The sequence below is a fragment of the Vicingus serpentipes genome (assembly GCF_007993035.1).
Lineage (GTDB): Bacteria > Bacteroidota > Bacteroidia > Flavobacteriales_E > Vicingaceae > Vicingus > Vicingus serpentipes.
Genome location: NZ_VOOS01000002.1, coordinates 292,368 through 317,527, shown reverse-complemented (window position 1 = coordinate 317,527; position 25,160 = coordinate 292,368). Strand labels below are relative to the sequence as shown.

The following is a 25,160-nucleotide window of genomic DNA, read 5'->3' as shown; positions in this document are numbered from 1 at the left end:
AAATAATAGCTGGAATTATTCAATATCTAAATCATACCTGTTTTTGAGACCTTTACTTCCTCCAATGTTGAATAAATAAGCAATGGAAAATTGAACTGAATTATGTGTATCAATACTTTCATTGCCTTTATCTTTTCTATAATCTAAAAAACCCATTGAATAAAAAAGGTTGAAGTTTAGTTTGTCAACTCTATATCCAATTCCAGCTGTTGCGCCAAAATCAATTGTCGCTAAGCCTTCTTTTGACTTAGTAGTTGATGGTTCAGGTTCATTATTTGAAGGTTGTAATAAGTTACCTAAAGCACCAAAGCCAGAAGGAAGAAATGATGATACATCTGTAGCAGTTGATTCAACATTGTATTTTTCTTTTCGTGTAGCACTTAATAAAAGACCAGCATAAGGTCCAGCATAAAAATTAATATTAGCAATTTCATAATTAGCTAAAATTGGTATTTGAAGATATAATTCGGTAACAATTCCTGTAGTAGTAGTGTAAACATTAGCTTCATTGTTTGTAGTTCCACCACCTAGTCCGCCAAGTCCACCTATTAGTCCTCCAAGTGGGTCGGGTGTAGTTGTGGTATCAATTGAAGAGTAAAGTTTCTTTTTTTGAGTAGCATACAATCCAGAACTTAAGCTAAAACTTTCTGAAAAGTGATATTTTATTTGAGCGCCAAGATGAAAACCTAATTGGTAGTTGCTTCCAATATCTGTTTTTTCAGTTGGGATTAAATTTATTCCAACTTCTGGTCCTAAAGAAATTTTTTGTGCAAAAAAATTGTTTGTTAGAATAAGAATTGTGGTTGTTAGTATTAGTTTTAAGTTTTTCATGAGTTTATATTTTTTCAACTGTACTTCCTCCAATTAAGAGTTCGTTTCTAAGTGATATTTTATAGTCTATGTATTTGTTTTTAGGTTGAGACATTTCTTCAATTATATCCTTGTAAGTCATGTTGTTTGAAGAAAATATCACTTCGCTAGTGTTGTAAATTTGAGCAATATCTTTTAGTTGATATTTTTTTCCAATAAAAAAATCTTCATCTTCTGTAGAGCAATTATTTGAGGGGTTAATTTTTAATAACTCAGAAATAGTCTGTTGTTTTTCTACTAAATTGCTTATTTTTTCAATAAAGGGTTTATCTCCAGTAACTATTATACTCTTGTTATTATTTTTTCTAAGTTTTAATTTGTTAAAATAATTTAGTGTGAATCGAGTTGAAGGAATGATGAATATTATACCAGATAAGATGCTGATTAAGAATTTATTAGAAAATGAATATTCTTTTGGAAAAATAGCATTTACTCCAACTAAAAGCACGGTTCCTAAAACCATTCCCCATAAAGTTCTGTTTATTCTAACGGTTTGTGTGTAACCTTTTAAAATTGCCTGTCCCGTAATAAAAGACATAACAACAAGTAGAACGTTTAGTAAACCATATTCATTATTTATTTCAATTTGATTTGGAAAGCCTAAATAAGGTTTTAAAAAATTTAATAAGACTAGAATTAATAATATAAAACCAGTATCAATAAGTGGCAACTTAAAATAATTTATAAAACGAACAATTAAAGCAAGAGCAGCCCTGAGGTATATGGCAATATTTATAAAAAATGAAAAAGCTTTTGCATTTTTTGTAAAGTGTTTTTTTGAGAATATAATCATAGCGTTGTAAAACACAAAAACATAGTTGATACTTCCTTTTTTCGTGCTTTCGCCTTTGTAGTGTATGATTTTAGTCTTAGGAAAATAATAATTTTTATAGCCGGCTTGAATTATTCTGTAGGATAGATCAATGTCTTCTCCGTACATAAAAAAGCCTTCATCTAAATACCCAATTTCATCTAAGACACTTTTTCTCATCCACATATATGCTCCAGACAGTATTTCTATTTCGTTGGTTTCATCTTCATTTAAATAGCCTAAATGATATTTTGCAAATTTTTTAGATTTAGGAAATAAGCTCGACAATCCAAATATTTTATAAAAAGAAACACTAGGTGTAGGAAGTCCTCTTTTTGATTCGGGTAAGAAAATACCATTTCCATCAATCATTTTAACGCCTAGCCCTCCAAGTTCTGTTTGGTTGTCAGAAAACTGAATGCATTTTTCAAATGTATCTTCTTCTACAACAGTGTCGGGGTTAAGTAATAAAATATATTCTCCTTTAGCTATTTTTATTGCTTGGTTATTAGCAATAGAAAATCCTACATTTTTTTCATTGGCAATTAACTTGACTGAAGGGTATTTCTTTTGAACCATTTCAACTGAACCGTCAGTTGAAATATTATCTACAACAAAGACTTCGGCTTCAATTTTTGTAATGCCTTTAAAAACAGAGTTAAGGCATTGATCTAAAAAGTTTTTTACATTATAATTTACTATGATGATGGATAGTTTCAAGATTTATAATGTTAAAGTGTTCTCGAATGGAATACGATTTAAAATAGAACGGCCAAGAGTTAATTCGTCAGTATATTCAAGTTCATCTCCAATACCAATTCCTCGAGCTATAGTAGAAACTTTTATGTTTAAATCTTTTAATTTTTTATAGATGTAAAAATTAGTGGCGTCCCCCTCCATAGTTGTGCTTAATGCCATTATTAATTCTTCAGTACCTTGAGATTTAACACGTTCAATTAACTCATTCACCTTAATGTCACTAGGTCCAATTCCTTCCATTGGAGAAATTATTCCTCCTAAAACATGATATTTGCCTTTATATTGATTTGTGTTTTCTATTGCAATTACATCTAAAGCAGTTTCTACAACGCAAATAATATTTTCCGAACGATTTTCATTGCTGCAAATGGAGCAAGTTTCAGTTTCTGAAATGTAGAAACAATTTTTACAATAATTAATGTGCTCTGCTAAATCAGTAAATGCAGCTCCAAAATCATGAATTTCTTTTCCGTTTTTATTAAGTAGGTGTAAAACAAGACGTAAAGCAGTTTTTTTGCCAATTCCGGGTAAGGATGATAGCTGATCTACTGCATTATGAAAAGAAGAAGATGAAATTTGCATTTGCTGTCAACAATTTAATGTTATCAAAAATACAATCTTAGAACTCAAAATAAAGAAAAAGAGGGCATTTTTGTTATACAATTTATAAACAAACTATGAATCCTTATTTAATTGTTGGGTTAATTTTAATCTATTTTTTGATGTTAATGGTGGTTTCTCACTTTACATCAAAAAAAGCAGATAACGCTGATTTTTTTAGTGGCAAAAATCAATCGCCATGGTATTTGGTTGCTTTCGGTATGATAGGGGCTTCATTATCTGGGGTTACATTTATTTCAGTTCCTGGTTGGGTAGGAGCTAGTCAATTTTCATATATGCAAGTGGTGTTGGGCTACTTTTTTGGTTATATAGTTATTGCTCAAGTTTTAATGCCTTTGTATTATCGATTAAACTTGGTCTCAATATATTCATATTTGGGTTCTCGCTTTGGTCAGTATTCATACAAAACAGGAGCTTCATTTTTTCTGCTTTCTAGAGTTATAGGAGCATCTTTTCGTTTGTTTTTAGTAGCAAATGTGCTTCAGCTGTTGGTTTTTAATCAGTGGGGAGTGCCTTTTTTTGTAACAGTTGCTTTTACAATTTTATTGATTTGGTTGTACACTTTTAAAGGAGGAATTAAAACAATTGTATGGACCGATACGCTTCAAACACTATTTATGTTAATAGCTGTTGGAATAACTATTTATATTATTAGTAGTAGGTTGGGCTTAGGTTTTTCGGAATTAATTTCTGAAGTTGAAAACAGCGATTATTCTCAGATTTTCTTTTTTGATGATTGGAATGATAAACGACATTTTATAAAACAGTTTTTGAGTGGAATGTTTATTACTATTGTAATGACAGGGCTAGATCAAGATATGATGCAAAAAAACTTAACTTGTAAAAACATTGGAGAAGCAAAGAAGAATATGTATTCTTTTAGTGTTGTTTTAATTTTTGTAAATCTTGCCTTTTTAGTTCTAGGTGCACTTTTATTTATTTATGCAAATAAATTGGGCATTGCTGTGCCAGAAAGAACAGATAATTTATTTCCTTTAATAGCATCCGAACATTTGAACTTAGTTGCAAGTATCTTTTTTATTCTAGGGTTAATTGCTGCAGCTTATTCAAGTGCTGATTCTGCGTTAACTTCCTTGACTACTTCTGTTTGTGTAGATTTTTTAGATATTGAAAATAAAGAAGAAAAGACTAGGATTAAACTTAGAAAGCAGACACACCTTACTATTTCGTTTGTGTTGTTTTTGGTTATATTGTTGTTTAACTTAATTAGTGATGAGAGTGTAATTAGTTCGCTTTTTAAAGCTGCAGGTTATACTTATGGTCCATTGTTAGGGCTTTATGCTTTTGGTTTATTTACCAAAAAAAGCGTTAAAGATAAGTTTGTTCCAATTGTTTGTCTTTTATCTCCAATTATCAGTTATTTATTAAACATCTATAGTGTTGAGTTGTTTAATGGATATCAATTTAATTTTGAAATATTAATTGTGAATGGACTAATTACATTTGCAGGACTATTTTTAATTTCTAAAAAGTAAAGATGATTAGAGTTATTCTTTAGGAATAAAAATACTTTTATTATCTTGCTGAATTAATTGAATTATAATTGAGTTTAATATAAAATATTTATATTTTTGGCTAAAGAAAATTTTTAAAATAATGAAGAAACAAACAAAACTAGTATTAGCTTTAATAATAGGCTTTCCTGTATCACTTCTAACTTCATGTTCAGATGATCCGAAACCAACTGAAGAAGTTGTTGAAGTTGTTGAAGAAGTAGTTGAGGAAGAACAAAATAAAAGTTATTATCAAATTCCTTCTCCAGATGAGATGTTTGCGTTTATTAAAGAAAGTGGATTAAAATATAATTCAGCTTCGTTAAACCCAATACAAAACGCAACTAGTTATAATGATCCGAAAAGTCAAGCTTTAAACTTTGGTATTTATTCAGCTGATTTAGCTTATACTGCTGCTTTTGAAGAATATCAAGAATCAATTAAATATTTTGGTAGTATCCAAAAATTAGGAGATCAAATTGGATTGTCTTCAGCTTTTGATAAAGCTTTAGTTGAAAGAATTCAAAACAATTTAGATAATGCTGATTCACTAGTTGCAATTACTAATACATCTTACTTTTCAGTTGTTGATTATTTAGAGCAAAATGAACAAGGAGATAAGTTAGGTTTAGTTGCTTCTGCAGGGTGGTTAGAAACTGTTTATATTGCTGCTAATTCAATTAATTACGATAAAGATAAAGCTGCAGTAGAAAGATTGGCTGATCAAAAATTAACTTTAGATAATTTAATCGCTTATTTAGATAAATATTCTTCAAATGCTGATGTTAAAGAAGTCTTAGGTACTTTTATGGAGTTAGAGGAAGCTTTTGCTAAATTAGACGAGGTAGATTCTGGTGCTGGAATTTCTTTAAAGAAAAAAGAAGGTGGTAAAATGGTTTTAGGTGGAGGAAGCTCGATAAAAATAACTAAAGAGCAGTTTGAAATGCTTAAAGCAAAAATTAGTGAAGTAAGAAACAATATAGTTAAAACAGAAGCTTAAGAAAGCTAAAAAAAATAAAATTAAGATGAAGCATTTTTATAAAAAAATAATTTTAGGTTTAGCAATTTTAGCATTGCCGTCATTGTCTTTTGCCCAGTATTGTAATAATTTTCACGATAGCTATTGTGAGCCTTCTGAAAATGATATGTATAAACCAAATGGACAATCAAAAAGTGCTCTATTTGGAAAAGGGCAAACTTCAGAGTTGAGTGTAATTGTTTACAAAGGACAGGATTATAGAATATCTTTATGTATGGACGAAAATTTGGGTTCAGGTTTAGAATTTAAGGTATATGAAAATAAAAAAGTAAAGGTAGAAAAAGTAACAGAGACTAAGGAAATGGAAGATGTTTTAGCTTCTTGTGATGCTTGTTCTGGTTCAGGAACTAGTGATGGAGATGTATGTTATGATTGTAATGGCTCTGGTCAAGTAGCAACTGGAGAGCAGAAAGAAGTTACGAGTAAACAAACTTCTATTGTTTATGAAAAACAAAAATCTTTATTGTATGATAATACTCAAGATAATTTAGCAACTGAATTAGAATTTTCAGTTGAAACTACTCAAAGACTAATTTTTGAAATTTCTATTCCTAACGAAGGAGGTTCTGGAAAGTCTAGTGTTTCTAAAGGGAAAGGGAAACTAGTTAAATCAAGCGATATGGGTTGTGTAGGTATTTTAATTGAGCATATGACTACACCTAAGACAGGATTCTACGGTACTGGATTTTAATCCAACAATAAATATTAAATTTAGCCCCGCAATTAGCGGGGTTTTTTGCTTATAAAAGAATAAGATGATGAATTTTGAAGAAATTAAGAAAGAGGTAGAGCAAGCAAATTATATTGTAATTACAACACATAAATCTCCTGATGGTGATGCGATAGGTTCATCTTTAGGGCTATATCATTTTTTAAAAAATAAAGGAAAAAAAGTGGTTGTAATTGTTCCTGATGCTTTTCCTGATTTTTTAAAATGGATGTCTTTATCGGATGAGATAGTTTATTTTGATAAAGACAGAGAAATTGGTTTTAATCATATCGATAATTCCGATTTAATATTTTCTCTAGATTATAATGCTTTAGGTAGAATAGGTGAATTAGGAGAGGTCATTGGAGATTCAAAAGCTAGTAAGATTGTAATTGATCATCATCAAAATCCTCAAGAATTTGCTAATCATTATTACGTTGATACAAATTGCTGTTCAACAGCTCAGTTGGTTTATGAATTTATTGATCAATTAGGTGAGCTTGATTCATTAACAAAAGATATCTCAGAATGTTTGTATTGTGGAATTATGACAGATACAGGTTCTTTTAGATTCCCCTCAACAACTGCTAAAACTCATCAAATTATTGCACATTTTTTAGAATTAGGAGCTAATGGGTCTAAAATTCACGAAAAAGTTTATGATACATATTCTGAAAAGCGATTAAGATTGTTAGGCTATGCGTTAACTGAAAAAATGAAGGTTTTTCCAGAATATAATGCGGCATATATATCTTTATCACAAAAGGAACTTAAAGAATTTAATTTTCAAAAAGGAGACACGGAAGGATTGGTTAATTATCCATTATCTATTAATGGAATTAAATTTTCAGCATTAATAACAGAAAAAGAACAAGATATAAGTATGTCTTTTAGATCAAAAGATGATGTTTTTGTGAATGAATTTGCAAATACTCATTTTCAAGGTGGTGGACACATTTATGCCGCAGGAGGAAAATCGGATTTATCGCTAGAGGATACTATAGCTAAATTCGAAGAGTTATTAAAAAACTTTAAAAATTAATTAATGTGAAAAAAAATTGGGTTTTAATTCTATTGGTTTTTTTTATGATTTCATGTCAATCTGACAAGAATAATATTAACCGTATAGATGATTTTTCAGAAAAAGAACTAAAAGAAAAACTAATAGAAGCTAATAAAATTGCTGCTCAAAAAGAATCCATTCAAATTGATGGTTATGTATCCCGAAGAAAATTAGATGTTACAAAAACAGGTACAGGATTGAGGTATCATGTTTATGATGAAGGGAATGGTGAAAAAGCTGAAAATGGGAAAATTGCGGTAGTAAAGTATAGCGTCTCTTTAATTGATGGAACTATTTGTTATTCAACTAAAGATAATGAAGTCGAAGAATTTATTATTGGAAAAGATAATGTTGAAAGTGGTTTACATGAAGGTATTACTTATTTAAAGGTTGGAGATAAAGCTAAAATTATTATTCCTTCTTACCTTGCTCATGGGTTAGCGGGTGATTTTAAAAAAATACCAGTTCGATCAACAATTATTTATGATATTGAGCTAATTGATTTAAAATAAAATTGAAAAAAACAACTTTAATATTATGCATTTTATTTTTAATTAATTCTTGTAAAGAAAGTAAAATTGATGGCTATAACTTGATTAATGATGGTGTTCATTTAAAACTGTATTCTTTTGAAGACAATGTTAAGACTTATCAAAAAGGTGATTTTATTAAAGCAACATTCTTTGTTTATGATGAAGATACAGTTAAATACCTTAATTATAAATACATTCCTTTTTTACCAACGACTAAAAGTTTCGATAATATTTTCACGCTATTAAATGTAGGAGATAGTGCTGAATTATTGGTTTCAAAATTAATTTTTGATGATAATAGTTTTGGGTTTTCTTCGAAAGAGTTTAATGCTGATTGGGTTAAAATAAATGTAAAAATTGAAGACTTCTTAAACGAAAAGGAATACGATAATTTTTTAAAACAAAAAGACAACGAGTTATTGGAGCAATTAATTTTAAAAAGCTATTTAAGTACTGAAGACAAAATTGAAAAAGTAGACAATATCTACTATGTTAAATTGAAAGAGACCTCAAATAATACTATCAAAAATGCTGATATTATAGATATTCGATATACAGGAGGCTTTATCTCTGGTGTTGTCTTTGATACAACTTTCAGTAAAGAACCTTTTGAACTGGTCTATGGCACACCAAATCAAGTCATAGAAGGACTAGATAGGGTGTTAAAAGTTCTTAAAAATGGAGAAAAAGCAAAAATTATCATACCTTCGCAATTCGCTTTTGGAGATAAAGGTTCTAGTACAGGAATTGTACCTCCATACAGTACTGTAATATATAATTTAGAAATAATAAACATTAAATAAAAATGAAAAAAATAACTTTTTACGCATGTTCAGCAACAATACTGTTTGCCTGTGGAGATAATCATTCAAATGAAAACATAACATTAACAAATGAGATTGATTCTGTTAGTTATAGTTTAGGAGCTAATATGGCTACTAATATTGTAAAAGATTTTTCTGAAGCAAATTCAGCTGCTTTTGTTAAAGGTTTTAATGATGTTCTTGATTCAGCAGATATGTTAATTTCTACTGAAGAATTACAAGGAGTTTTACAACCTTTCTTTCAAAGAAAACAAGAGGAAGCGATGAAGAAACAACAAGAAGAAGCTCAGCAAGCTGCTCAAGAACAATTTGGAGATGTAAAATCGGAAGGTGAGAAATTTTTAGAAGAAAATAAATCTAAAGAAGGAGTTCAAGTTACTGCTAGTGGATTACAATACATCGTATTAAAAGAAGGTAAAGGAGCTCAACCTAATGAAGCTTCAAATGTAACTGTTCATTACCATGGTACTACTCCTGATGGTACAGTATTTGATAGTTCTGTTGAAAGAGGAGAACCAATTCCATTATTTCTTAACCAAGTAATTCCAGGTTGGACTGAAGGGTTACAATTAATGAAAGAAGGTGCTAAATATAAATTTTTTATTCCTCAAGAATTGGCTTATGGTGCTAATCCTCGTCCAGGAGGACCTATTAAACCATTTATGCCATTAGTATTTGAGGTTGAGTTAATTAAGATTAATAACTAAAAAAATATTCTGTTATGAGTAAATTTTTAATTAGAACATTTTTACTTTCTTCATTCGTTATTTTTGGAATGAATTCAGTAAGTGCTCAAAAAAAAGGTAAAAAGAAGGGAAAGGATGTTGAATCTAAAGTGGAATCTTTTGTGTTAGCAAATGAGATTGATTCAGTTAGTTATGGAGTTGGATTAAATATGGCTATTAGTTTAAAAAAAGATTTTTCTGAAGCTAATTTAGAAGCTGTAATCGAAGGGTTAACAGATGGGTTAAAAAAAGATAGTACATTAATATCTGCTGAAAAAATGCAAATGATAGTAATGTCTTATTTTAAGGCTAAATCTGATAAAGCTACTAAAGAAAAACATGAAAAATTAAAAGTGGTTTTAAATGAAGGGCTTGCTTTTTTAGAAGAGAATAAATCAAAAGAAGGTGTGCAAGTTACTGAAAGTGGGTTGCAATATATTGTTTTAAATGAAGGTACAGGAAAACAACCAACAGCAACATCAAGTGTAACTGTTCACTATCATGGTACAACTCCAAAAGGTGTTGTTTTTGATAGTTCTGTAAATAGAGGTAAACCAGCTACTTTTGGATTAAATCAAGTTATAAAAGGTTGGACAGAAGGATTACAGTTGATGAAAGAAGGTTCAAAATATAGATTTTTTATACCTCAAGATTTAGCTTATGGTTCAAACGCTCCTCAAAATGGAGAGGGACCAATAAAACCCTTTATGCCTTTAATTTTTGAAGTAGAATTAATTAAAGTAAATGATTAATATTTTTAACAAATGGATTTATATGATTATTCTGAGCGTTTTCACGCTGATATCATGTAAAACTATACAAACTAAAAGAAGTATTGTGGGAAAAGAATTTACAACAGAATCAGGGTTACGTTATATAATAACTCAAGAAGGAACTGGTGCTCGAGCAAAATCGGGAGATAAGGTAGTTGTTCATTATACGGGGAAATTGACAAATGATTCAGTATTTGATAGTTCAGTTAATAGAGGACAACCATTTAGCTTTAAATTAGGAGTTGGTCAAGTTATAAAAGGATGGGATGAAGGTGTTGCATTATTAAATGTTGGAGATAAAGCAACTTTTACAATTCCTTCAGATTTAGCATACGGAGAAAGAGGTGCTGGAGGTGTTATTGGACCAAATGAAACATTAATCTTTGATGTTGAACTATTAGAGATTCAAGAGGGACCAAAACCTTTCGATGTTTCTAGTAAAGATACTTTAACTACTGATTCCGGGTTAAAGTATATAAAGTTAAATTCAACTGATGGAGTTCAGGCAGAAGCTAATAAAACAGTTAAAGTTCATTATTCTGGATATTTAGAAGATGGAAGCATGTTTGATTCTTCAGTTGAAAGAGGTCAACCATTAGATTTTCCTTTAGGTCAAGGTCGTGTAATTAAAGGCTGGGATGAAGGAATAGCATTGCTAAAGGTAGGAGAGAAGGCTCGTTTAATTATACCGCATGATTTAGGGTATGGAGAGAGAGGTCATCCACCTGTTATACCTGCTAAGGCTACATTAATATTTGATGTAGAATTGATAGATGTAAAATAAAACACAACAAAAAAGCTTTGATAATATCAAAGCTTTTTTGTTGTGTTTTATTTTTAGCTTAAATAGGCACTCATTTCTCCTTTTGTAAACTCTACAGAAATATTATTTTTTAAAGTAGTAGAAAGCGCTAATCCAGTATAATGTGTTCCTATAGGGTACCTTTTATTATTGCGATCAACCAAAACTGCAGTAGACATTCTTTTTATAGGGTAATCAAGCAAATATTTAACTCCATAAATTAAAGCTCTACCCGAGTTTAATACATCATCAACTAATATTATTACTTGATTGGATAAAATATTAGTAGGCTTGTCAATTACAATGTCTTGACTTAAAGGATTCTCTTTGTTAAGCGTCAATTTCACCAATGTGATTTTAACATCAGAAATTTTCTTTAACTTTTTTGCCAATTTATCTGCAAACAAATATCCATTGTTTGAAATTCCAACAATTATTATTTCTTCTTCTAAGTGATTGTCCTCTAATATTTGAAAAGAAATTCGATCAATTTTTTGAGAAATTTCAAGATTGTTTAATATTAGTGTTTTTGTAGTTGGCATAAATTAGTCTATTATAAAATTCTAATTTCAGTATTATTAAAATGAACGGTATCATTTTTTCTTAATTTCTTCCTGCGTTGATATTCAATTACATCATTAAATTTGACTAAGCCTTCATCAACAACTAGTTTTGCTTCACTCCCTGATTCACAAAGATTTAATAACTTTAATAGCTTTATTAATTCTATATACTCTTGTGTAAGCTCAAAATCTATTTTTTCCATTATTCGTATTCAGGAGTGATAAAACTTTTTACAGCAGCATTAAATTCTTTAGGAGTTTCAAAAAATGGATAATGAGATGCTGGCTTCAATACTTCTATTCTTGCATTCAAACTTTCTTGTAATTTTTGGTGAGAAGCGAAAGGAACATTGTCTAAATCACCTACAATAATAAGTGTTGGACAAGTTATCGTTTCAATTCCTTCAGTGATGTTGTAATCAAAAAAGTTTTTTTCCATTAAACTATTTACTAATAAAAAATTATTAGCAGTAGTAGATGTAAAAGACATTGAGTTGTATAACTCATCAACGGTATTTTTGTTCGCTAAGTTTACTTTATTTTCTATGCAAATAGCTTTTAGAAATGTAGAAGGTTCTCTATTCTCAAATTCTTTAGAGCTCATCAATTTTACTAATTCCTTCATGTCATCTTCTGTTCTCTTGTTTTGGATGTTTTTAAACATTTGGTCATAATATTCAGAAGTAGATGGAGAAGGAGAAATTAAAATAAGTTTATTTAAAAGGAGTGGGTATTTTTTACCATACTCGATTGCCAATGCTGCACCCCAAGAATGTCCAGCTAAGTTTAATTTTTCAATTTTTAAATGTGCTCTTATACTTTCTAAATCTTCAACAAAATTTTCAGTTGAGATAGTTGTGGTGTCTTGAGGGAAATCAGTTTTTCCACAACCGCGTTGATCATAAAAAATAATTTGATAATCTTGAGCTAATTTTTCAAAGTGAGGAGTTAAATAATTATGAAACATACCTGGACCTCCATGAAGTACCAGTATAGGTTCTCCATTACCTATCTTTTTAATGTAATGGTTAACGCCATTTATTTCAATAGTTTCTTCTTCAATTGCTAAATCATCTGAAGTAATTTCTTGTTCAGTTAAAGATTCACTTTTAGATTCATTTTTATTTCCACATCCAATGGTTGTAAGTAAAACAGTTATATAAGAAATAATAAAAAGAGTTGTTATTTTCATTGGTTAAATATTTTTTAATTCTTTTATTGTGTTTATTGGGTTTTCTGAGTTAAAGACAAAACTTCCTGCTACTAAAACGTCTGCTCCAGCATCGATTAGTTGTCTTGCGTTTTTGGAAGTAACACCTCCATCAATTTCAATTAAGGCAGTAGAGCCATAACGAACAATCATTTCTTTTAAAGCTTTTACTTTTTTGTAAGTATTTTCTATAAATGATTGTCCACCAAACCCAGGATTAACACTCATTATTAGTACTAAATCTAAATCTGTAATTATGTCTTCTAAAACATTTATGTTTGTATGTGGGTTTAAGGCAACTCCAGTTTTCATTCCTTCCGCCTTAATTGCTTGTATTGTTCGGTGTAAATGGTTACAAGCTTCGTAATGTACAGTTAAAATATCCGCACCAGCAGCTTTGAAATCTTTTATAAACTTATCTGGTTCAACAATCATTAAGTGAACATCAAATGTTTTGTTGGAGTGTTTTTTTATTGCTTTTATAACAGGCATTCCAAAAGTTAAATTTGGAACAAATACACCATCCATTACATCAATGTGAAACCAATCTGCCTCACTATTATTTAGCATTTCACTTTCGGCTTGTAGGTTAGCAAAATCGGATGATAAAATTGAAGGGGCTATTAAATGCGACATAATAATATTTAAGTTGAGCAAAGTTACCAAAAGAGTTGAGTAAATAAAAAAAGCGGATGTTAAAACATCCGCTTTTTGTAAACAAAAATGACAATTTATTAACCTAAATAAGGTTTAAGTAATTTACATCTAGAAGTATGTTTTAGTCTTCTTAATGCTTTTTCTTTTATCTGTCGAACTCGTTCTCTGGTTAATTCAAAAGTTTCGCCAATTTCTTCAAGCGTCATGGGAGCTTTACAATTTATTCCATAATACAATCTTAAAACTTCAGCTTCTCTAAATGAAAGTGTAGAAAGGGATCGTTCTATTTCATTTCGCAATGATTCATTCATTAATTCATTATCTGGATTTAATGTAATCTCATTATCTTCCATAACATCTATCATGCTATTGCTTTCTTCATCTTTTGATAAAGGAGCATCCATAGACATGTGCTTGCCAGAAATTTTCAACGACTCATTAACTTCTTTAGCTGAGATTTGTAATAATTCAGCAACTTCATCTGCTGAAGGTTCTCTTTCATATAATTGCTCTAATTCAGAAAATGTACGGTTAACTTTTGTAATGTTTCCTATTTTATTTAATGGTAACCTTACAATTCTAGCTTGCTCAGCTATTGCTTGCATAATCGACTGTCTAATCCACCAAACTGCATAAGAAATAAATTTAAATCCTCTCGTTTCATCAAAACGTTGAGCTGCTTTAATTAAACCAATATTTCCTTCATTAATTAAGTCAGAAAGTGTCAATCCTTGGTTTTGATATTGCTTAGCTACAGAAACAACAAACCTTAAGTTTGCTTTAGTTAATTTTTCTAGGGCTAATTTATCACCAGATCTTATTTTCTGTGCAAGTTCAGTTTCTTCCTCTGCTGTTACTAATCCTACTTTAGATATGTCATGTAAATATTTGTCAAGAGAAATTGTTTCTCTATTTGTTACTTGTTTCGTAATCTTTAGTTGTCTCATAGAATAAATTTAGGTATTTATCTAAGACTTTTTACGATTCGTCTAATAAATGGTTTCAAAAAAGATTATAATATTTTAATAAAAATAAAAAAGCCTAGCAATAGCTAGGCTTTAATACAAATAATAAAATTATTTATTATGCATTCTCTTTTTGAGGCTTCTCTAAAAGAACTTTTCTAGATAATTTAAGTTTACCAGTTTTTGCATCAACTTCAATTAACTTAACATCTATCATTTCTCCTTCTTTAAGAACATCTTCTACTTTTTCTACTCTTTCCCAGTTAATTTCTGAGATGTGAAGTAATCCATCTTTTCCTGGAATAATCTCAACAAAAGCACCAAAGTTTGTGATTGATTTTACTTTTCCTTTGTAAACTTCACCAACTTCAGGCACTGCAGTAATAGCTTTAATTCTAGCTAAAGCAGCATTCATTGCATCACCATCATTTGTCATAATAGAAACAACGCCTTTGTTATCAACTTCTTCAATAGTAATTGTAGCTCCAGTAGTAGCTTGTATGTCTTGGATAATTTTTCCTCCAGGTCCAATTACCGCACCAATCATTTCTTTAGGAATTGACATTTGGTGTATTCTTGGTGTGTGAGGTTTATAATCTTCGTTAGGTTTGGATATAGTTTTAGCCATCTCATTTAAGATATGTAATCTACCATCTCTAGCTTGAGCTAAAGCTTGCTCCATAATATCATAAGATAAACCGTCAACTTTAATATCCATTTGACAAGCTGTAATTCCATCTACCGTACCAGTAACTTTAAAGTCCATATCTCCTAAATGATCTTCATCACCTAAAATATCTGATAATACTGCAAAATTCTGGTTCCCTGGTTCAGTAATTAAACCCATGGCAATACCAGAAACTGGTTTTTTAATTTTAACCCCAGCATCCATTAATGCTAACGTACCTGCACAAACTGTTGCCATAGATGATGATCCATTAGATTCTAATATTTCAGAAACAACTCTTACTGTATAAGGGTTTGTTGCATCAAAAGGAATCATTGGTTTTAATGCTCTTAAAGCTAAATTACCATGTCCAATTTCTCTTCTACTCGTTCCTCTGTTAGGTCTAGCTTCTCCTGTAGAGAAAGAAGGGAAGTTGTAATGTAACATGAATTTTTCAGTTCCACCAGTAGTTACTTCGTCAACTAATTTCTCATCCATTTTGTTACCTAAGGTAACTGTAGTTAGTGATTGTGTTTCACCTCTTGTGAATATAGAAGAACCATGAGCTCCCGGTAAGTAATCAACCTCACTCCAGATAGGTCTGATTTCGTTCATTTTTCTACCATCTAATCTAACTCTTTCTTTTAGCATTACGTCTCTTACAGCTGCTTTTTGAACTGATTTAAAGTATTGTCCAATTAAGAATTTGTCATTTTGGTCTTCTTCAGAAAGTGTAGCAACAAATTCGTCTTTTACAGCTCCAAATTTTTGACCTCTTATTGCTTTGTCAGCAATCGATTCTGCAGCAATAGCATAACATTTGTCGTAACATGCTGCTTTCAATTTAGCTTTTAAATCTTCGTTACTTCTTTCGTGATTGTAAACTCTTTTCACCTTAGATTTTTCAACTTCAGCAGCTAAATCCAATTGTAATTGACATTGTTTCTTTATTTCAGTGTGTGCAACTTTAATTCCTTCTAGCATTTCTGCTTCAGAAATTTCTAACATTTCACCTTCAACCATCATTATATTATCCATAGTTGCAGCAACTATTAAATCTAATGAAGATTCTTTTATTTGAGATGGAGTAGGGTTAATAATCCAGTTTCCATCAATTTTACCAACTCTTACTTCTGATGTAGGTCCGTTAAAAGGAATGTCAGATACTGCAATACAAGCTGAAGCAGCTAAACATGCTAATGCATCAGGTAAAACTTCTTCATCAAACGAAATTAATTGTACTGCAACTTGAGTGTTTGCATGGTAATCATCAGGAAATAAAGGTCTTAATGCTCTATCTATTAATCTACAGATTAATATTTCATTATCATTTGGTCTTGCTTCTCTTTTTAAGAATCCTCCAGGGATTTTTCCTGCAGCAGCAAATTTTTCTTTATAATCGACTGTTAAGGGTAAAAAGTCCATGTCTTCACCGGCATCTTTATCAGATACAACTGTTGCTAATAACATAGTGTTACCCATTCTTACTACTACTGAACCGTGAGCTTGTTTAGCTAATCTTCCAGTTTCAATTGAGATGGTCCTTCCATCACCTAATTCATAGGATTTTGTAATTCCAATTTTTGACATAATTTATATTTGTTTGCACAACTTTGTGCGATTTATATTGAGGAAACCATTTCCTCTTTCTTATTGTTTATATGCTTTTTAAATAAAAAAGGGGAGTGCAATCACTTGCGAGCCCCCCTTTAAATTGATGTTAATTGTATCGTGTGTTCAATTTTATTTTCTGATACCTAAATCTTTAATCAATTCACGATACTTAACGATATCTTTCTTTTTGTAATAATCAAGTAATTTTCTTCTTTTCCCTACTAAGTCAAGTAATGCTTTTTGAGTTCCGAAATCTTTACGATTATTTTTTAAATGTCCTGTTAAGTGGTTAATTCTGTAAGAAAATAATGCTATTTTACCTTCTGTAGAACCAGTATTTTTAGCGTCTCCGCCATACTGTTTGAAAATCTCTTGTTTTTTTTCTGCTGATAAATACATGCCAAAATTATTTTAATGTTTATTATGTATGCTTAATTGCGGCTGCAAATGTAGCCATTTATTTGTTAGTTTAATCTTTTATCTAAAAAATTAGTTGTTGAACATTTTTATAGATTGAGATATTTTTTGTTTTAATTCACTTCTACTTACTATATAATCTAAGAAGCCGTGTTCTAATACAAACTCAGAAGTTTGAAAACCTTCTGGTAAATCTCTACCTATTGTTTCTTTTACAACTCTGGGTCCTGCAAAACCAATTAAAGCTCCTGGTTCAGCAATGTTTAAATCGCCAAGCATTGCGTAAGAAGCGGTAACACCTCCAGTTGTAGGGTCAGTTAATAAGGAAATGTAAGGAACCTTTTCTTTTGCTAATAAACCAAGTTTTGCAGATGTTTTAGCCATCTGCATCAAAGAAAATGCAGCTTCCATCATTCTTGCTCCACCAGATTTAGAAATCATTAAAAATGGAATTTTGTGTTTAATTGAGTGGTCAATTGCTCTAGCAATTTTTTCACCAACTACAGATCCCATAGAGCCTCCTATAAAAGCAAAATCCATACAAGCAATAACTAAATCTTGTCCATCTATTTTACCAACACCACTTCTTAATGCATCTTTAAGACCAGTCTTTTTTTGTGTTGCAACTATTCTGTCAGTGTATTTCTTCGTGTCTTCAAAAGTTAATGGGTCTCCAGAAGTTAGCTCAGCATCTAATTCTTTATATTTATTATCGTCAAATAATAATTCAAAGTACTCTTTAGAGTTCATCCTGTCGTGATAATTACACTCAGGACATACATTAAGATTTGCAGAATGATCTTCAGTACTTACAACATGATTGCACTTAGGACATTTATACCACAATCCTTCTGGCGTTTCTTTTTTTTCTGTAGTAGGAGTAACAATCCCTTGTTTTATTCTTTTAAACCATCCCATATCATCCAATAATTTTTGTTACTATAAAGTGTTAACGTTATTTAAATCTTCAAATGCTTTTTTTAATCTTGCTTTGAAGGTTAATTCACCATCTCTCATCCAAGCTCTTGGGTCGTAATATTTTTTATTTGGTTTATCAACACCTTCAGGGTTCCCAATTTGAGTTTTTAAATAATCAATATTTTTGGTTACATAATCTCTAACACCTTCAGTAAATGCAAACTGCATGTCAGTATCAATATTCATTTTAATAACTCCGTATCCAATAGCTTCTCTAATTTCTTCTAGTGTAGAACCTGATCCTCCATGAAATACAAAATCAACAGGGTTTTCTCCAGTATTGTACTTTGCTTGAATAAATTCTTGTGAGTTTTTTAAAATTTTAGGAGTTAAAACTACATTTCCAGGTTTGTAAACACCATGAACATTTCCAAATGCAGCAGCTATAGTAAAACGATTACTAATTTTGGATAGTTCTTCATAAGCATAAGCAACTTCTTCAGGTTGAGTGTAAAGTAAGCTATTATCTACATTGGAATTATCCACACCATCTTCTTCTCCTCCTGTAATTCCTAATTCTATTTCTAAGGTCATTCCAATCTTACTCATTCTTTCTAAGTAAGATTTACATATTTCTATATTTTCTTCAATAGGCTCTTCAGATAGGTCAATCATGTGAGAACTATATAAAGGAATTCCATTTTCTTTATAAAACTTTTCTCCAGCATCTAAAAGTCCATCAATCCAAGGTAATAATTTTTTAGCACAGTGATCGGTATGCAAAATAACAGGCACCTTATATACTTTAGCTAATTCATGAATGTGTTTTGCACCAGCTATTGCACCAGCTATTGCAGCTTGTTGGTTTTCATTGTTAAGTCCTTTTCCAGCGTTAAAATGAGCTCCACCATTAGAAAACTGAATAATAACAGGTCCATTAACTTCTTTTGCTGTTTCCATAACAGCATTAACTGTACTAGAACTAGTAACATTTACTGCTGGAAGAGCAAACTTTTTAAGTTTTGCTAGTTTGAAAATTTCTTGAACAGCGTCTCCTGTAATTACACCATAATTCATAGTCTCAACCATTTTTAATTTTTAAAAGAAGACAAATTTACTATAAAATAAGAAAGAGCCATAGCTCTTAATAATAAAAATTGAGGATTGACTAGAAAGGATATCCAATTCCTAAATTTAGAGTAGTATTTTTTATCAATACTTCATATTTTTTAGGATTATCAGAAGAAGGGTCTTTTAAAGGTGTTGCAAGGTCAAATCGTATAATAAAAAAATTAAAATCTAGTCTTAATCCTGTTCCAAAGCCAATTGCTAAATCTTGATAAAACCTACTTAAATTTATTTCAGCATTTGGTCGTTGACTATCTTTTTTTAATATCCATATATTACCAGCATCAATAAAAAAGGCACCTTCAAATATTTTTGTTATATCGAATCTATATTCAATGTTTGCTTCTATTTTTAATTCTCCTATTTGATTAACTGTTGAAGTAAGCGAGTCGGGAAGTGAACCAGGCCCTAATGTTCTTGCTTGCCATGCTCTTATCCCATTAGAACCTCCAGCAAAGAAACTTTTTTCGAAAGGTAAAACATCTAAATTGCCATAAGGTTTTCCAACTCCTAAAGCAATTCTTTGAACAAATGAACTGTATTTTTTATTTAAATAATGACGAAAATCGAATTCAGTTTTAAAGTATTCTGCATATCTAATCCCCAGAAAATCATATGCACCTGTTGATTCATTTGCAGGAGTATTAGATATTCGATTAATTGAACTTAAAAGATTTCCTGCAGTTTCGAAATTAAATCTGAAGTAAGAGAAATCTTTTAGTTTGTTGATTTCTTGATTATTCAAAATAAAACTATACTGAATAGCACTAATGAAATGGTCGGTATAACTGTTTTTTAGGAATGGATTATTCTCAGCATCAATTTTTGTTTGAAATTCTGGAGTAAGGTTAAGTTTAATATAACTTACGTTTAATGGAGTTACAAAATGTTTTTTGAATATGGTTTCATTCCAAAAATAACCAAATGAAAATTGAGCTAAACTTCTTGAATATTCAGGTCGTTGCTGAAAGTTTAGTGTGCTTGAAATAGTTGTTTTTGGGTTTGCTCTTTTTGAGAACTTCTCTAAGTTAAAGGGGAGAAGAAATCTTGGGAATTCTAATGTAGCTTCAGGACCAAATTCTAAGGTGTTAAAAGGAGAACCAAAAATTTCGTTTTCATTTGTAGAAACACTTACAAGCCTTTGAATTTCAATTCCTCCTTTTAGTTTTAGGGTAAGTCTTTCCCCACCTCTAAAAAGATTTTTATTCTGATATATAACATTTCCTTCAACCCCTAAATCACCACCAGTATTTGTTCCAATTCCTTCAATTGCAAAAGATTTACTGGCTAAAGGTGTTAAAAAGATGTTACTGTTTAATCGATTAGAATCTATTTCGTCATATTGTAGAGATATATTTTTAAATAATCTTAGTTCAGATAGGTGTTTATAAGTTGAATTTTGGTCTGATAAAGAATAGGTGTCTCTTGGTTTAAAATCTATTGAATGACGAATCATTTTAGGTTTAAACTTTAGTTTATTAGTATAGTGAAGTACTATATCATTATATGAAATTGTATCAAAATTATTAAGGCCTTGATTTCTAATATTTTTACTGATAAAAACATTAATATTATTGATAGCGTATTTTTTATGATTAGTTTCATTGTAGCTATTTTCAGAGCTAGGATCTTTTGTTTTATTATTTAATATTTGCAATTCAAGATTAACTTGATTGTTTCCTGTTGTACTGTCAACCTTATATTTTATGAAGTTGTTAGAAAAATAATAGTAACCTCTTTCTTTCAATATTTTTTTTATACGTTCTCTTTCTTTGTCAAGGATATCTACGTCAAAGTTAATTCCTGGCTTTACTAAGCTATTATTTTTTTTATAAAGGATATAGCCTCCTAGTGAAGGGTCTTGAAAATTATAAGTTAATTCGTTTATGGTGTATGGCACTCCTGTCGAAACATCAAAAAATAGTTTCACTTTGTTTTTTCTAAGCTTAGTAGAATATGTAATTTTATTGTGAAAGTAACCTCTATTTTTTAGGTAAAGTCCAATTTGATTAGCGCTATTTTCAGTTAATGTTGAATCGTAAAGTGAAGGAGGTTCACCTATATTCTCTTTGAAGTTATCAACTCTTTTGTAAAAAAGATTGTAAGCTCCTAAATGGAATCTAAAAATTCCAAGGATTTTTTTGTTAGTTTTTTGTTTGTTAATTCGATACAATTCATCTTTATCAATCTTTTTGTTGTCAGTTTTAATTTTAACTTTTTGTAAGAATATTTCATCAGGTTTTAAAGTTTTTGTTGGGTTACAACTGAAAAAGGTAAAAACGCAAAAAATGCTAATGAAAAAAGAGGTTAATATGCTTAAATAATTAGGTTTCAATATTATATTTGAATATTTGTATAATTGCTTATGTTTGCAATACTAATAAATACAAAATAACTATTATTAATTGGAACAGAATGAAAAACAATATTAGATTATTTGCTGTAATAGTTTTACTGATATCCTCAGTTTTTGTCTACGCTCAAGATGATGAAAAATTAACTAATAAAACTGCAAAAGAATTATTAGATAAAGCTGAAGTAAATTTTGAAGAGAAAAATTATATTGATGCCTTAGATAAGTTTAAGCAACTTCATGATTTTAAACCTAGTGACTTGTATTACAAGTTAATGATGGGTATTTGTTATACCTATAGTCCAGAAGAAAAGACCAAGGCTATCGAGATAATTGAACAAGTTAAAATTACAAATCCTGAATATAATTTAGTAAATTTTTATTTGGCTAAAGCCTATGCTGTAAACTATGATTTTGATAAAGCAGTAAATCTTTTTAACATGTATTTAGCAGGTAATATTTCTTCTGAAGAAGAGGAGAAAGGACTTGCTTTACAAATGATACAAAATTGTAAAAATGCTAAAGAAATTTTGGCAGATACAATTACTCAAAATATAGTTGAAAACGTTAAGTATCCTATTAATTCTCAATACTCAGAATACGTTCCTGTTATATCTGCAGATGAATCGGTTATGATTTTTACCTACAGAGGAATTAAATCAAAAGGAGCGGATAAAGTTGATCAATCTATGGGTTCAGTAGATTACAATGAAGATGTATTCATTTCCTATAAAAAGAATGGGGATTGGACTGAGCCTGTAAGTATTGGAGATAATATTAATACAGATGGACATGATGCTGCGATTGCACTTTCTGTTGATGGGCAAACCTTGTTTATTTATAAAAGTGAAGACAATAATTTAGGAGATATTTATGTAAGTCAATTAAAAGGAAGTAATTGGTCAAAACCAGAAAGAATTAAAGGTGATGTAAATAAAAATGATAGTTGGGAAGGAAGTGCAAGTTTATCAGCTAATGGGAAGGTACTTTATTTTGCTAGTGATAGAGAAGGTGGTCGAGGAGGAAGAGATTTATATAAGGCTGAATTGCAAAGTGATGGAAGTTGGGGTAATGTACAAAATTTAGGGTATACAATAAACACAGCTTATAATGATGATGCTCCCTTTATTCATCCAGATAATCAAACTTTATATTTCAGTTCAGAAGGACATACAAGCATAGGAGGTTATGATATTTTTTACAGCAAATTAGATGAGTATGGTAGTTTTGGTGAAGCATTAAATATTGGTTATCCAATAAATACTATCGATGATAACAGATATTTTGTTCTAGCTGCAGATGGTAAAACAGGTTATTATTCTGGAGGTGGAGAAAATAGTATCGGAGAACAAGATATTTTTAAAATTATAACAGGTAAAGTAGGTAAACCAGTCTTAGCCCTTTTACTTGGTAATGTTTATTTTAATGATGTTGCAACAGGTTCGTTCCTGAATTTATACAGGGCAGATAATGGAGAAATGGAGGGTAACTTTAAATCTAATTCTGAGTCAGGTAAGTATGTAATGGCTTTAACTCCTGGTAGATATGAAATTGAAGTAGAACTGGAAACAGGTGAGATAGTAAGGGATTCTATTAATTTGGAAGAGATTACAGAATACATAGAGATGTATAAAGATTTTAGAATTTATAGTGACTCAAATTTGTTAGCTAATAATAATGTTAGCTTGCAAAAAGCCTTAGATGACGCTTTAAAAGGAGAAAATAACAAAACTATAGATACACTATTTACTGATAATGTAGGAAAACCAAAAGATGTAAAACCTTTAGATGCTGGAAGGTCATTTAAATTAGAGAACATCTTTTATGATTTTGATAAATCTACTTTGCGTGCTGAATCGAAAAAAGAGTTAAATCATTTAGTTGCTATTCTTAAAGAAAATACGGCAATTAAAGTTGAAATTTCTAGTCATACAGATGCTTCAAGAAATGTAGAAATGGCAAAGAAAATTTTTGCTAGAAGAGGATTAGTATACTCTAAAGAAGCTCACGATAAAATGAGTCGAAGCTATAATGAAAAACTTTCGCAACGTAGAGCTCAATCGGTTGTTGATTATTTAATTGCTAATGGTATTCCAAAATCAAGATTAGTAGCTAAAGGTTATGGAGAATCTAAGCCTGTAGCAACTAATGATACTGATGAAGGTAAGCAACAAAATAGAAGGACTGAATTTAAAGTGTTGGGTAATTAATGCTAAGTATTAATCAAAAAAAGTACTTAAACTCTTTAAAGCAAAAAAAGTATCGTAATCAATATTCTTCTTTCATTGTAGAAGGAGAAAAAATGGTAAATGAACTTGTAGCTTCTGATTTTGAAATTGAATCTATTTATGGAATTGAGGACTTAATTTCTTATCCGAGCATAATAGAGATTAGCGAAAAAGAATTGGCTTCATTATCATTACTTAAAACACCCAATAAATACCTCGCAGTTGCTAAGCAAAAAAAAGTTCATAACATAGTTCCTAATGGATTAACTATTGTTCTTGATAATATTCAAGATCCAGGTAATTTAGGAACAATTATACGAATTGCAGATTGGTTTGGTATTTCTTCTATTGTTTGTTCTCCAACTTGTGTCGATTTATATAACCCAAAAGTAGTTCAGGCAACTATGGGTTCTTTATTTAGAGTTGATGTTGTTTATTCAGATTTAAAGCTTTTTTTAACTGAGAATAAAGATAGTAATATATATGGTGCTTTATTGGGGGGGGATAATGTATATCAAACAACTATTCAGAAAGATGACGCTATTTTAATAATGGGAAATGAGTCGAAAGGAATTTCAGCTGAATTAATACCTTTTATTAATCATAAAATTGCTATCCCTCAGTTTGGTGGAGCGGAATCCTTAAATGTAGCCATAGCAACAGCTATTCTATGTTCAGAGTATCGGAGAGGTATTTAGTTTCTGCTTGATCAGGATTTATTATTTTTATCTTATAACCTAAAAGAGAGTCATCTTCAGATGCAGTAATAAAGTAATTTCCTGATCTTATTTTACTGTTTAGTGTTTCAGAAACTAACTCATTGTTTTTTTCTTTTATATTAAGCTTTGCGTAAGTTTCAATTCCATTGTTATTTTTTAGAATAACTAAAACATTTAATTTGTTATAATTAATTAAGGTTGGCGGAAGTTTTTTGGTAGCATTTTCTCTTATTGATATCGTTTCACTATAATAATAATTTCCATTATTGTTTATGTACCTTAACCTATAATAAGTTTGATGTTTGTATGGTGAATTATCAACTTCAATAAATGAAGAATATGATTTATTAGTGGTTTCTATTTTTAAAAAGGGTTTAAAATATTTCCCATTTTTTGATTTTTCAATAACATAAAAACTGACATTTTTAATGTCGGAATGGGTCCATGATAATTCAACGCGATTATTGATATATGATGCAGTTATTTGAGCATCAATTTTATTGATAAAAATAGAACTAACAAGCACTAAAAATAATCGGTTCAATGGTTTGGTTTTAAGATGAACAGCTCTAAGATAATATTATTTTAGGTGAATTTTTCTAGATTATTGAAAAAAGTTATAAAATCAATACGATGTTTTTTTTTCAATTTAAATTTAACAATAGAATAGTTGTTTTT

25 protein-coding genes are annotated in these 25,160 nt (G+C 30.1%); 11 read left to right on the top strand and 14 right to left on the bottom strand.

Going from position 1 to position 25,160, the window contains the following annotated elements:
• Nucleotides 1-15: 15 nt before the first annotated feature.
• Genes FRY74_RS05415 through recR form a run of 3 tightly spaced genes read right to left on the bottom strand, consistent with a single transcriptional unit; the run spans nt 16 to nt 3,022 of the window.
• Nucleotides 16-831: a porin family protein gene (locus FRY74_RS05415; RefSeq protein ID WP_147099379.1), complete on the bottom strand. Its 816-nt coding sequence runs from the start codon at nt 829-831 to the stop codon at nt 16-18.
• 4 nt (nt 832-835) lie between these two features.
• Complete coding sequence (locus tag FRY74_RS05410) at nt 836-2,401, bottom strand: glycosyltransferase family 2 protein (protein WP_170227953.1); 1,566 nt, start codon at nt 2,399-2,401, stop codon at nt 836-838.
• A 3-nt stretch (nt 2,402-2,404) separates the two neighbouring features.
• Nucleotides 2,405-3,022, bottom strand: coding sequence for a recombination mediator RecR (gene recR / locus FRY74_RS05405; RefSeq protein ID WP_147099375.1), 618 nt, complete (start codon nt 3,020-3,022; stop codon nt 2,405-2,407).
• A gap of 95 nt (nt 3,023-3,117) precedes the next feature.
• On the opposite strand from recR, the gene FRY74_RS05400 reads away from it, so the two are divergent.
• The 9 genes from FRY74_RS05400 (at nt 3,118) to FRY74_RS05360 (ending at nt 11,025) form a co-directional block, all read left to right on the top strand.
• Nucleotides 3,118-4,557, top strand: coding sequence for a sodium:solute symporter (locus tag FRY74_RS05400; RefSeq protein ID WP_147099373.1), 1,440 nt, complete (start codon nt 3,118-3,120; stop codon nt 4,555-4,557).
• A 121-nt stretch (nt 4,558-4,678) separates the two neighbouring features.
• A complete protein-coding gene (locus FRY74_RS05395) occupies nt 4,679-5,575 on the top strand; it encodes a hypothetical protein (protein WP_147099371.1) in 897 nt (298 codons plus the stop codon).
• A gap of 25 nt (nt 5,576-5,600) precedes the next feature.
• Nucleotides 5,601-6,305 (top strand): hypothetical protein, encoded by a 705-nt coding sequence (locus FRY74_RS05390; protein ID WP_147099369.1) that lies wholly within the window; start codon nt 5,601-5,603, stop codon nt 6,303-6,305.
• A gap of 67 nt (nt 6,306-6,372) precedes the next feature.
• Nucleotides 6,373-7,365: a DHH family phosphoesterase gene (locus FRY74_RS05385; RefSeq protein WP_317132195.1), complete on the top strand. Its 993-nt coding sequence runs from the start codon at nt 6,373-6,375 to the stop codon at nt 7,363-7,365.
• Nucleotides 7,366-7,370: 5 nt separating this feature from the next.
• The gene (locus FRY74_RS05380; protein ID WP_147099366.1) at nt 7,371-7,898 is read left to right on the top strand and encodes an FKBP-type peptidyl-prolyl cis-trans isomerase; all 528 of its coding nucleotides are present in this window, start codon (nt 7,371-7,373) and stop codon (nt 7,896-7,898) included.
• A gap of 2 nt (nt 7,899-7,900) precedes the next feature.
• Nucleotides 7,901-8,722, top strand: a complete 822-nt coding sequence (locus tag FRY74_RS05375; protein WP_170227952.1) for an FKBP-type peptidyl-prolyl cis-trans isomerase — start codon at nt 7,901-7,903, stop codon at nt 8,720-8,722.
• Nucleotides 8,723-8,724: 2 nt separating this feature from the next.
• Nucleotides 8,725-9,450 carry an FKBP-type peptidyl-prolyl cis-trans isomerase gene (locus FRY74_RS05370; RefSeq protein ID WP_189765247.1) on the top strand — a complete coding sequence of 242 codons (726 nt, stop codon included), beginning with the start codon at nt 8,725-8,727 and terminating at the stop codon, nt 9,448-9,450.
• A gap of 14 nt (nt 9,451-9,464) precedes the next feature.
• Nucleotides 9,465-10,220, top strand: coding sequence for an FKBP-type peptidyl-prolyl cis-trans isomerase (locus FRY74_RS05365; RefSeq protein WP_223265831.1), 756 nt, complete (start codon nt 9,465-9,467; stop codon nt 10,218-10,220).
• Between the two features lie 85 nt (nt 10,221-10,305).
• Nucleotides 10,306-11,025, top strand: coding sequence for an FKBP-type peptidyl-prolyl cis-trans isomerase (locus tag FRY74_RS05360; RefSeq protein ID WP_223265830.1), 720 nt, complete (start codon nt 10,306-10,308; stop codon nt 11,023-11,025).
• 53 nt (nt 11,026-11,078) lie between these two features.
• Here the strand turns inward: FRY74_RS05360 and FRY74_RS05355 are convergent, their stop codons facing one another.
• From FRY74_RS05355 to tamL, 10 genes are all read right to left on the bottom strand, one after another.
• The gene (locus FRY74_RS05355; RefSeq protein ID WP_147099360.1) at nt 11,079-11,585 is read right to left on the bottom strand and encodes a phosphoribosyltransferase family protein; all 507 of its coding nucleotides are present in this window, start codon (nt 11,583-11,585) and stop codon (nt 11,079-11,081) included.
• Nucleotides 11,586-11,596: 11 nt separating this feature from the next.
• Nucleotides 11,597-11,809 (bottom strand): RNA-binding S4 domain-containing protein, encoded by a 213-nt coding sequence (locus FRY74_RS05350; protein ID WP_147099358.1) that lies wholly within the window; start codon nt 11,807-11,809, stop codon nt 11,597-11,599.
• Nucleotides 11,809-12,798, bottom strand: coding sequence for a proline iminopeptidase-family hydrolase (locus tag FRY74_RS05345; protein ID WP_147099357.1), 990 nt, complete (start codon nt 12,796-12,798; stop codon nt 11,809-11,811). Before FRY74_RS05345 ends, FRY74_RS05350 begins: the two co-directional genes overlap by 1 nt.
• A 3-nt stretch (nt 12,799-12,801) precedes the next feature.
• Complete coding sequence (rpe, locus tag FRY74_RS05340; RefSeq protein WP_147099777.1) at nt 12,802-13,455, bottom strand: ribulose-phosphate 3-epimerase; 654 nt, start codon at nt 13,453-13,455, stop codon at nt 12,802-12,804.
• Nucleotides 13,456-13,550: 95 nt separating this feature from the next.
• Entirely contained in the window at nt 13,551-14,420 is an 870-nt protein-coding gene (locus tag FRY74_RS05335) for a sigma-70 family RNA polymerase sigma factor (RefSeq protein ID WP_147099355.1), read from the bottom strand.
• A 136-nt stretch (nt 14,421-14,556) separates the two neighbouring features.
• Nucleotides 14,557-16,695, bottom strand: coding sequence for a polyribonucleotide nucleotidyltransferase (locus FRY74_RS05330; RefSeq protein WP_147099352.1), 2,139 nt, complete (start codon nt 16,693-16,695; stop codon nt 14,557-14,559).
• Between the two features lie 153 nt (nt 16,696-16,848).
• Nucleotides 16,849-17,118: a 30S ribosomal protein S15 gene (rpsO, locus tag FRY74_RS05325; RefSeq protein ID WP_147099350.1), complete on the bottom strand. Its 270-nt coding sequence runs from the start codon at nt 17,116-17,118 to the stop codon at nt 16,849-16,851.
• Nucleotides 17,119-17,208: 90 nt separating this feature from the next.
• A complete protein-coding gene (accD, locus tag FRY74_RS05320; RefSeq protein ID WP_147099349.1) occupies nt 17,209-18,054 on the bottom strand; it encodes an acetyl-CoA carboxylase, carboxyltransferase subunit beta in 846 nt (281 codons plus the stop codon).
• Between the two features lie 21 nt (nt 18,055-18,075).
• On the bottom strand, nt 18,076-19,143 hold the full coding sequence (gene fbaA / locus FRY74_RS05315; protein WP_147099346.1) for a class II fructose-bisphosphate aldolase: 1,068 nt from the start codon (nt 19,141-19,143) through the stop codon (nt 18,076-18,078).
• Nucleotides 19,144-19,222: 79 nt separating this feature from the next.
• Complete coding sequence (tamL, locus tag FRY74_RS05310) at nt 19,223-21,517, bottom strand: translocation and assembly module lipoprotein TamL (protein WP_147099344.1); 2,295 nt, start codon at nt 21,515-21,517, stop codon at nt 19,223-19,225.
• Nucleotides 21,518-21,597: 80 nt separating this feature from the next.
• Here tamL and FRY74_RS05305 point away from each other — a divergent pair, with 80 nt between their 5' ends.
• The gene (locus tag FRY74_RS05305) at nt 21,598-23,745 is read left to right on the top strand and encodes an OmpA family protein (RefSeq protein ID WP_147099343.1); all 2,148 of its coding nucleotides are present in this window, start codon (nt 21,598-21,600) and stop codon (nt 23,743-23,745) included.
• On the top strand, nt 23,745-24,461 hold the full coding sequence (locus tag FRY74_RS05300; protein ID WP_147099341.1) for a TrmH family RNA methyltransferase: 717 nt from the start codon (nt 23,745-23,747) through the stop codon (nt 24,459-24,461). The genes FRY74_RS05305 and FRY74_RS05300 overlap by 1 nt, the downstream gene beginning before the upstream one ends.
• Here FRY74_RS05300 and FRY74_RS05295 read toward each other — a convergent pair.
• Entirely contained in the window at nt 24,427-25,026 is a 600-nt protein-coding gene (locus FRY74_RS05295; protein ID WP_147099339.1) for a hypothetical protein, read from the bottom strand. The two genes, FRY74_RS05300 and FRY74_RS05295, sit on opposite strands and share 35 nt — an antisense overlap.
• Nucleotides 25,027-25,160: the final 134 nt, after the last annotated feature.

Excerpts from the sequence above, each read along its gene's own strand:
- FRY74_RS05385 (WP_317132195.1), top strand. The coding sequence starts at position 6,373 with ATGAATTTTGAAGAAATTAAGAAAGAGGTAGAGCAAGCAAATTATATT.
- recR (WP_147099375.1), bottom strand. The coding sequence starts at position 3,022 with ATGCAAATTTCATCTTCTTCTTTTCATAATGCAGTAGATCAGCTATCA.
- FRY74_RS05345 (WP_147099357.1), bottom strand. The coding sequence starts at position 12,798 with ATGAAAATAACAACTCTTTTTATTATTTCTTATATAACTGTTTTACTT.
- FRY74_RS05365 (WP_223265831.1), top strand. The coding sequence starts at position 9,465 with ATGAGTAAATTTTTAATTAGAACATTTTTACTTTCTTCATTCGTTATT.
- FRY74_RS05300 (WP_147099341.1), top strand. The coding sequence starts at position 23,745 with ATGCTAAGTATTAATCAAAAAAAGTACTTAAACTCTTTAAAGCAAAAA.
- FRY74_RS05330 (WP_147099352.1), bottom strand. The coding sequence starts at position 16,695 with ATGTCAAAAATTGGAATTACAAAATCCTATGAATTAGGTGATGGAAGG.
- FRY74_RS05415 (WP_147099379.1), bottom strand. The coding sequence starts at position 831 with ATGAAAAACTTAAAACTAATACTAACAACCACAATTCTTATTCTAACA.
- FRY74_RS05305 (WP_147099343.1), top strand. The coding sequence starts at position 21,598 with ATGAAAAACAATATTAGATTATTTGCTGTAATAGTTTTACTGATATCC.
- rpsO (WP_147099350.1), bottom strand. The coding sequence starts at position 17,118 with ATGTATTTATCAGCAGAAAAAAAACAAGAGATTTTCAAACAGTATGGC.
- FRY74_RS05350 (WP_147099358.1), bottom strand. The coding sequence starts at position 11,809 with ATGGAAAAAATAGATTTTGAGCTTACACAAGAGTATATAGAATTAATA.
- FRY74_RS05400 (WP_147099373.1), top strand. The coding sequence starts at position 3,118 with ATGAATCCTTATTTAATTGTTGGGTTAATTTTAATCTATTTTTTGATG.
- accD (WP_147099349.1), bottom strand. The coding sequence starts at position 18,054 with ATGGGATGGTTTAAAAGAATAAAACAAGGGATTGTTACTCCTACTACA.
- FRY74_RS05395 (WP_147099371.1), top strand. The coding sequence starts at position 4,679 with ATGAAGAAACAAACAAAACTAGTATTAGCTTTAATAATAGGCTTTCCT.
- FRY74_RS05335 (WP_147099355.1), bottom strand. The coding sequence starts at position 14,420 with ATGAGACAACTAAAGATTACGAAACAAGTAACAAATAGAGAAACAATT.
- FRY74_RS05370 (WP_189765247.1), top strand. The coding sequence starts at position 8,725 with ATGAAAAAAATAACTTTTTACGCATGTTCAGCAACAATACTGTTTGCC.
- fbaA (WP_147099346.1), bottom strand. The coding sequence starts at position 19,143 with ATGGTTGAGACTATGAATTATGGTGTAATTACAGGAGACGCTGTTCAA.
- FRY74_RS05390 (WP_147099369.1), top strand. The coding sequence starts at position 5,601 with ATGAAGCATTTTTATAAAAAAATAATTTTAGGTTTAGCAATTTTAGCA.
- FRY74_RS05355 (WP_147099360.1), bottom strand. The coding sequence starts at position 11,585 with ATGCCAACTACAAAAACACTAATATTAAACAATCTTGAAATTTCTCAA.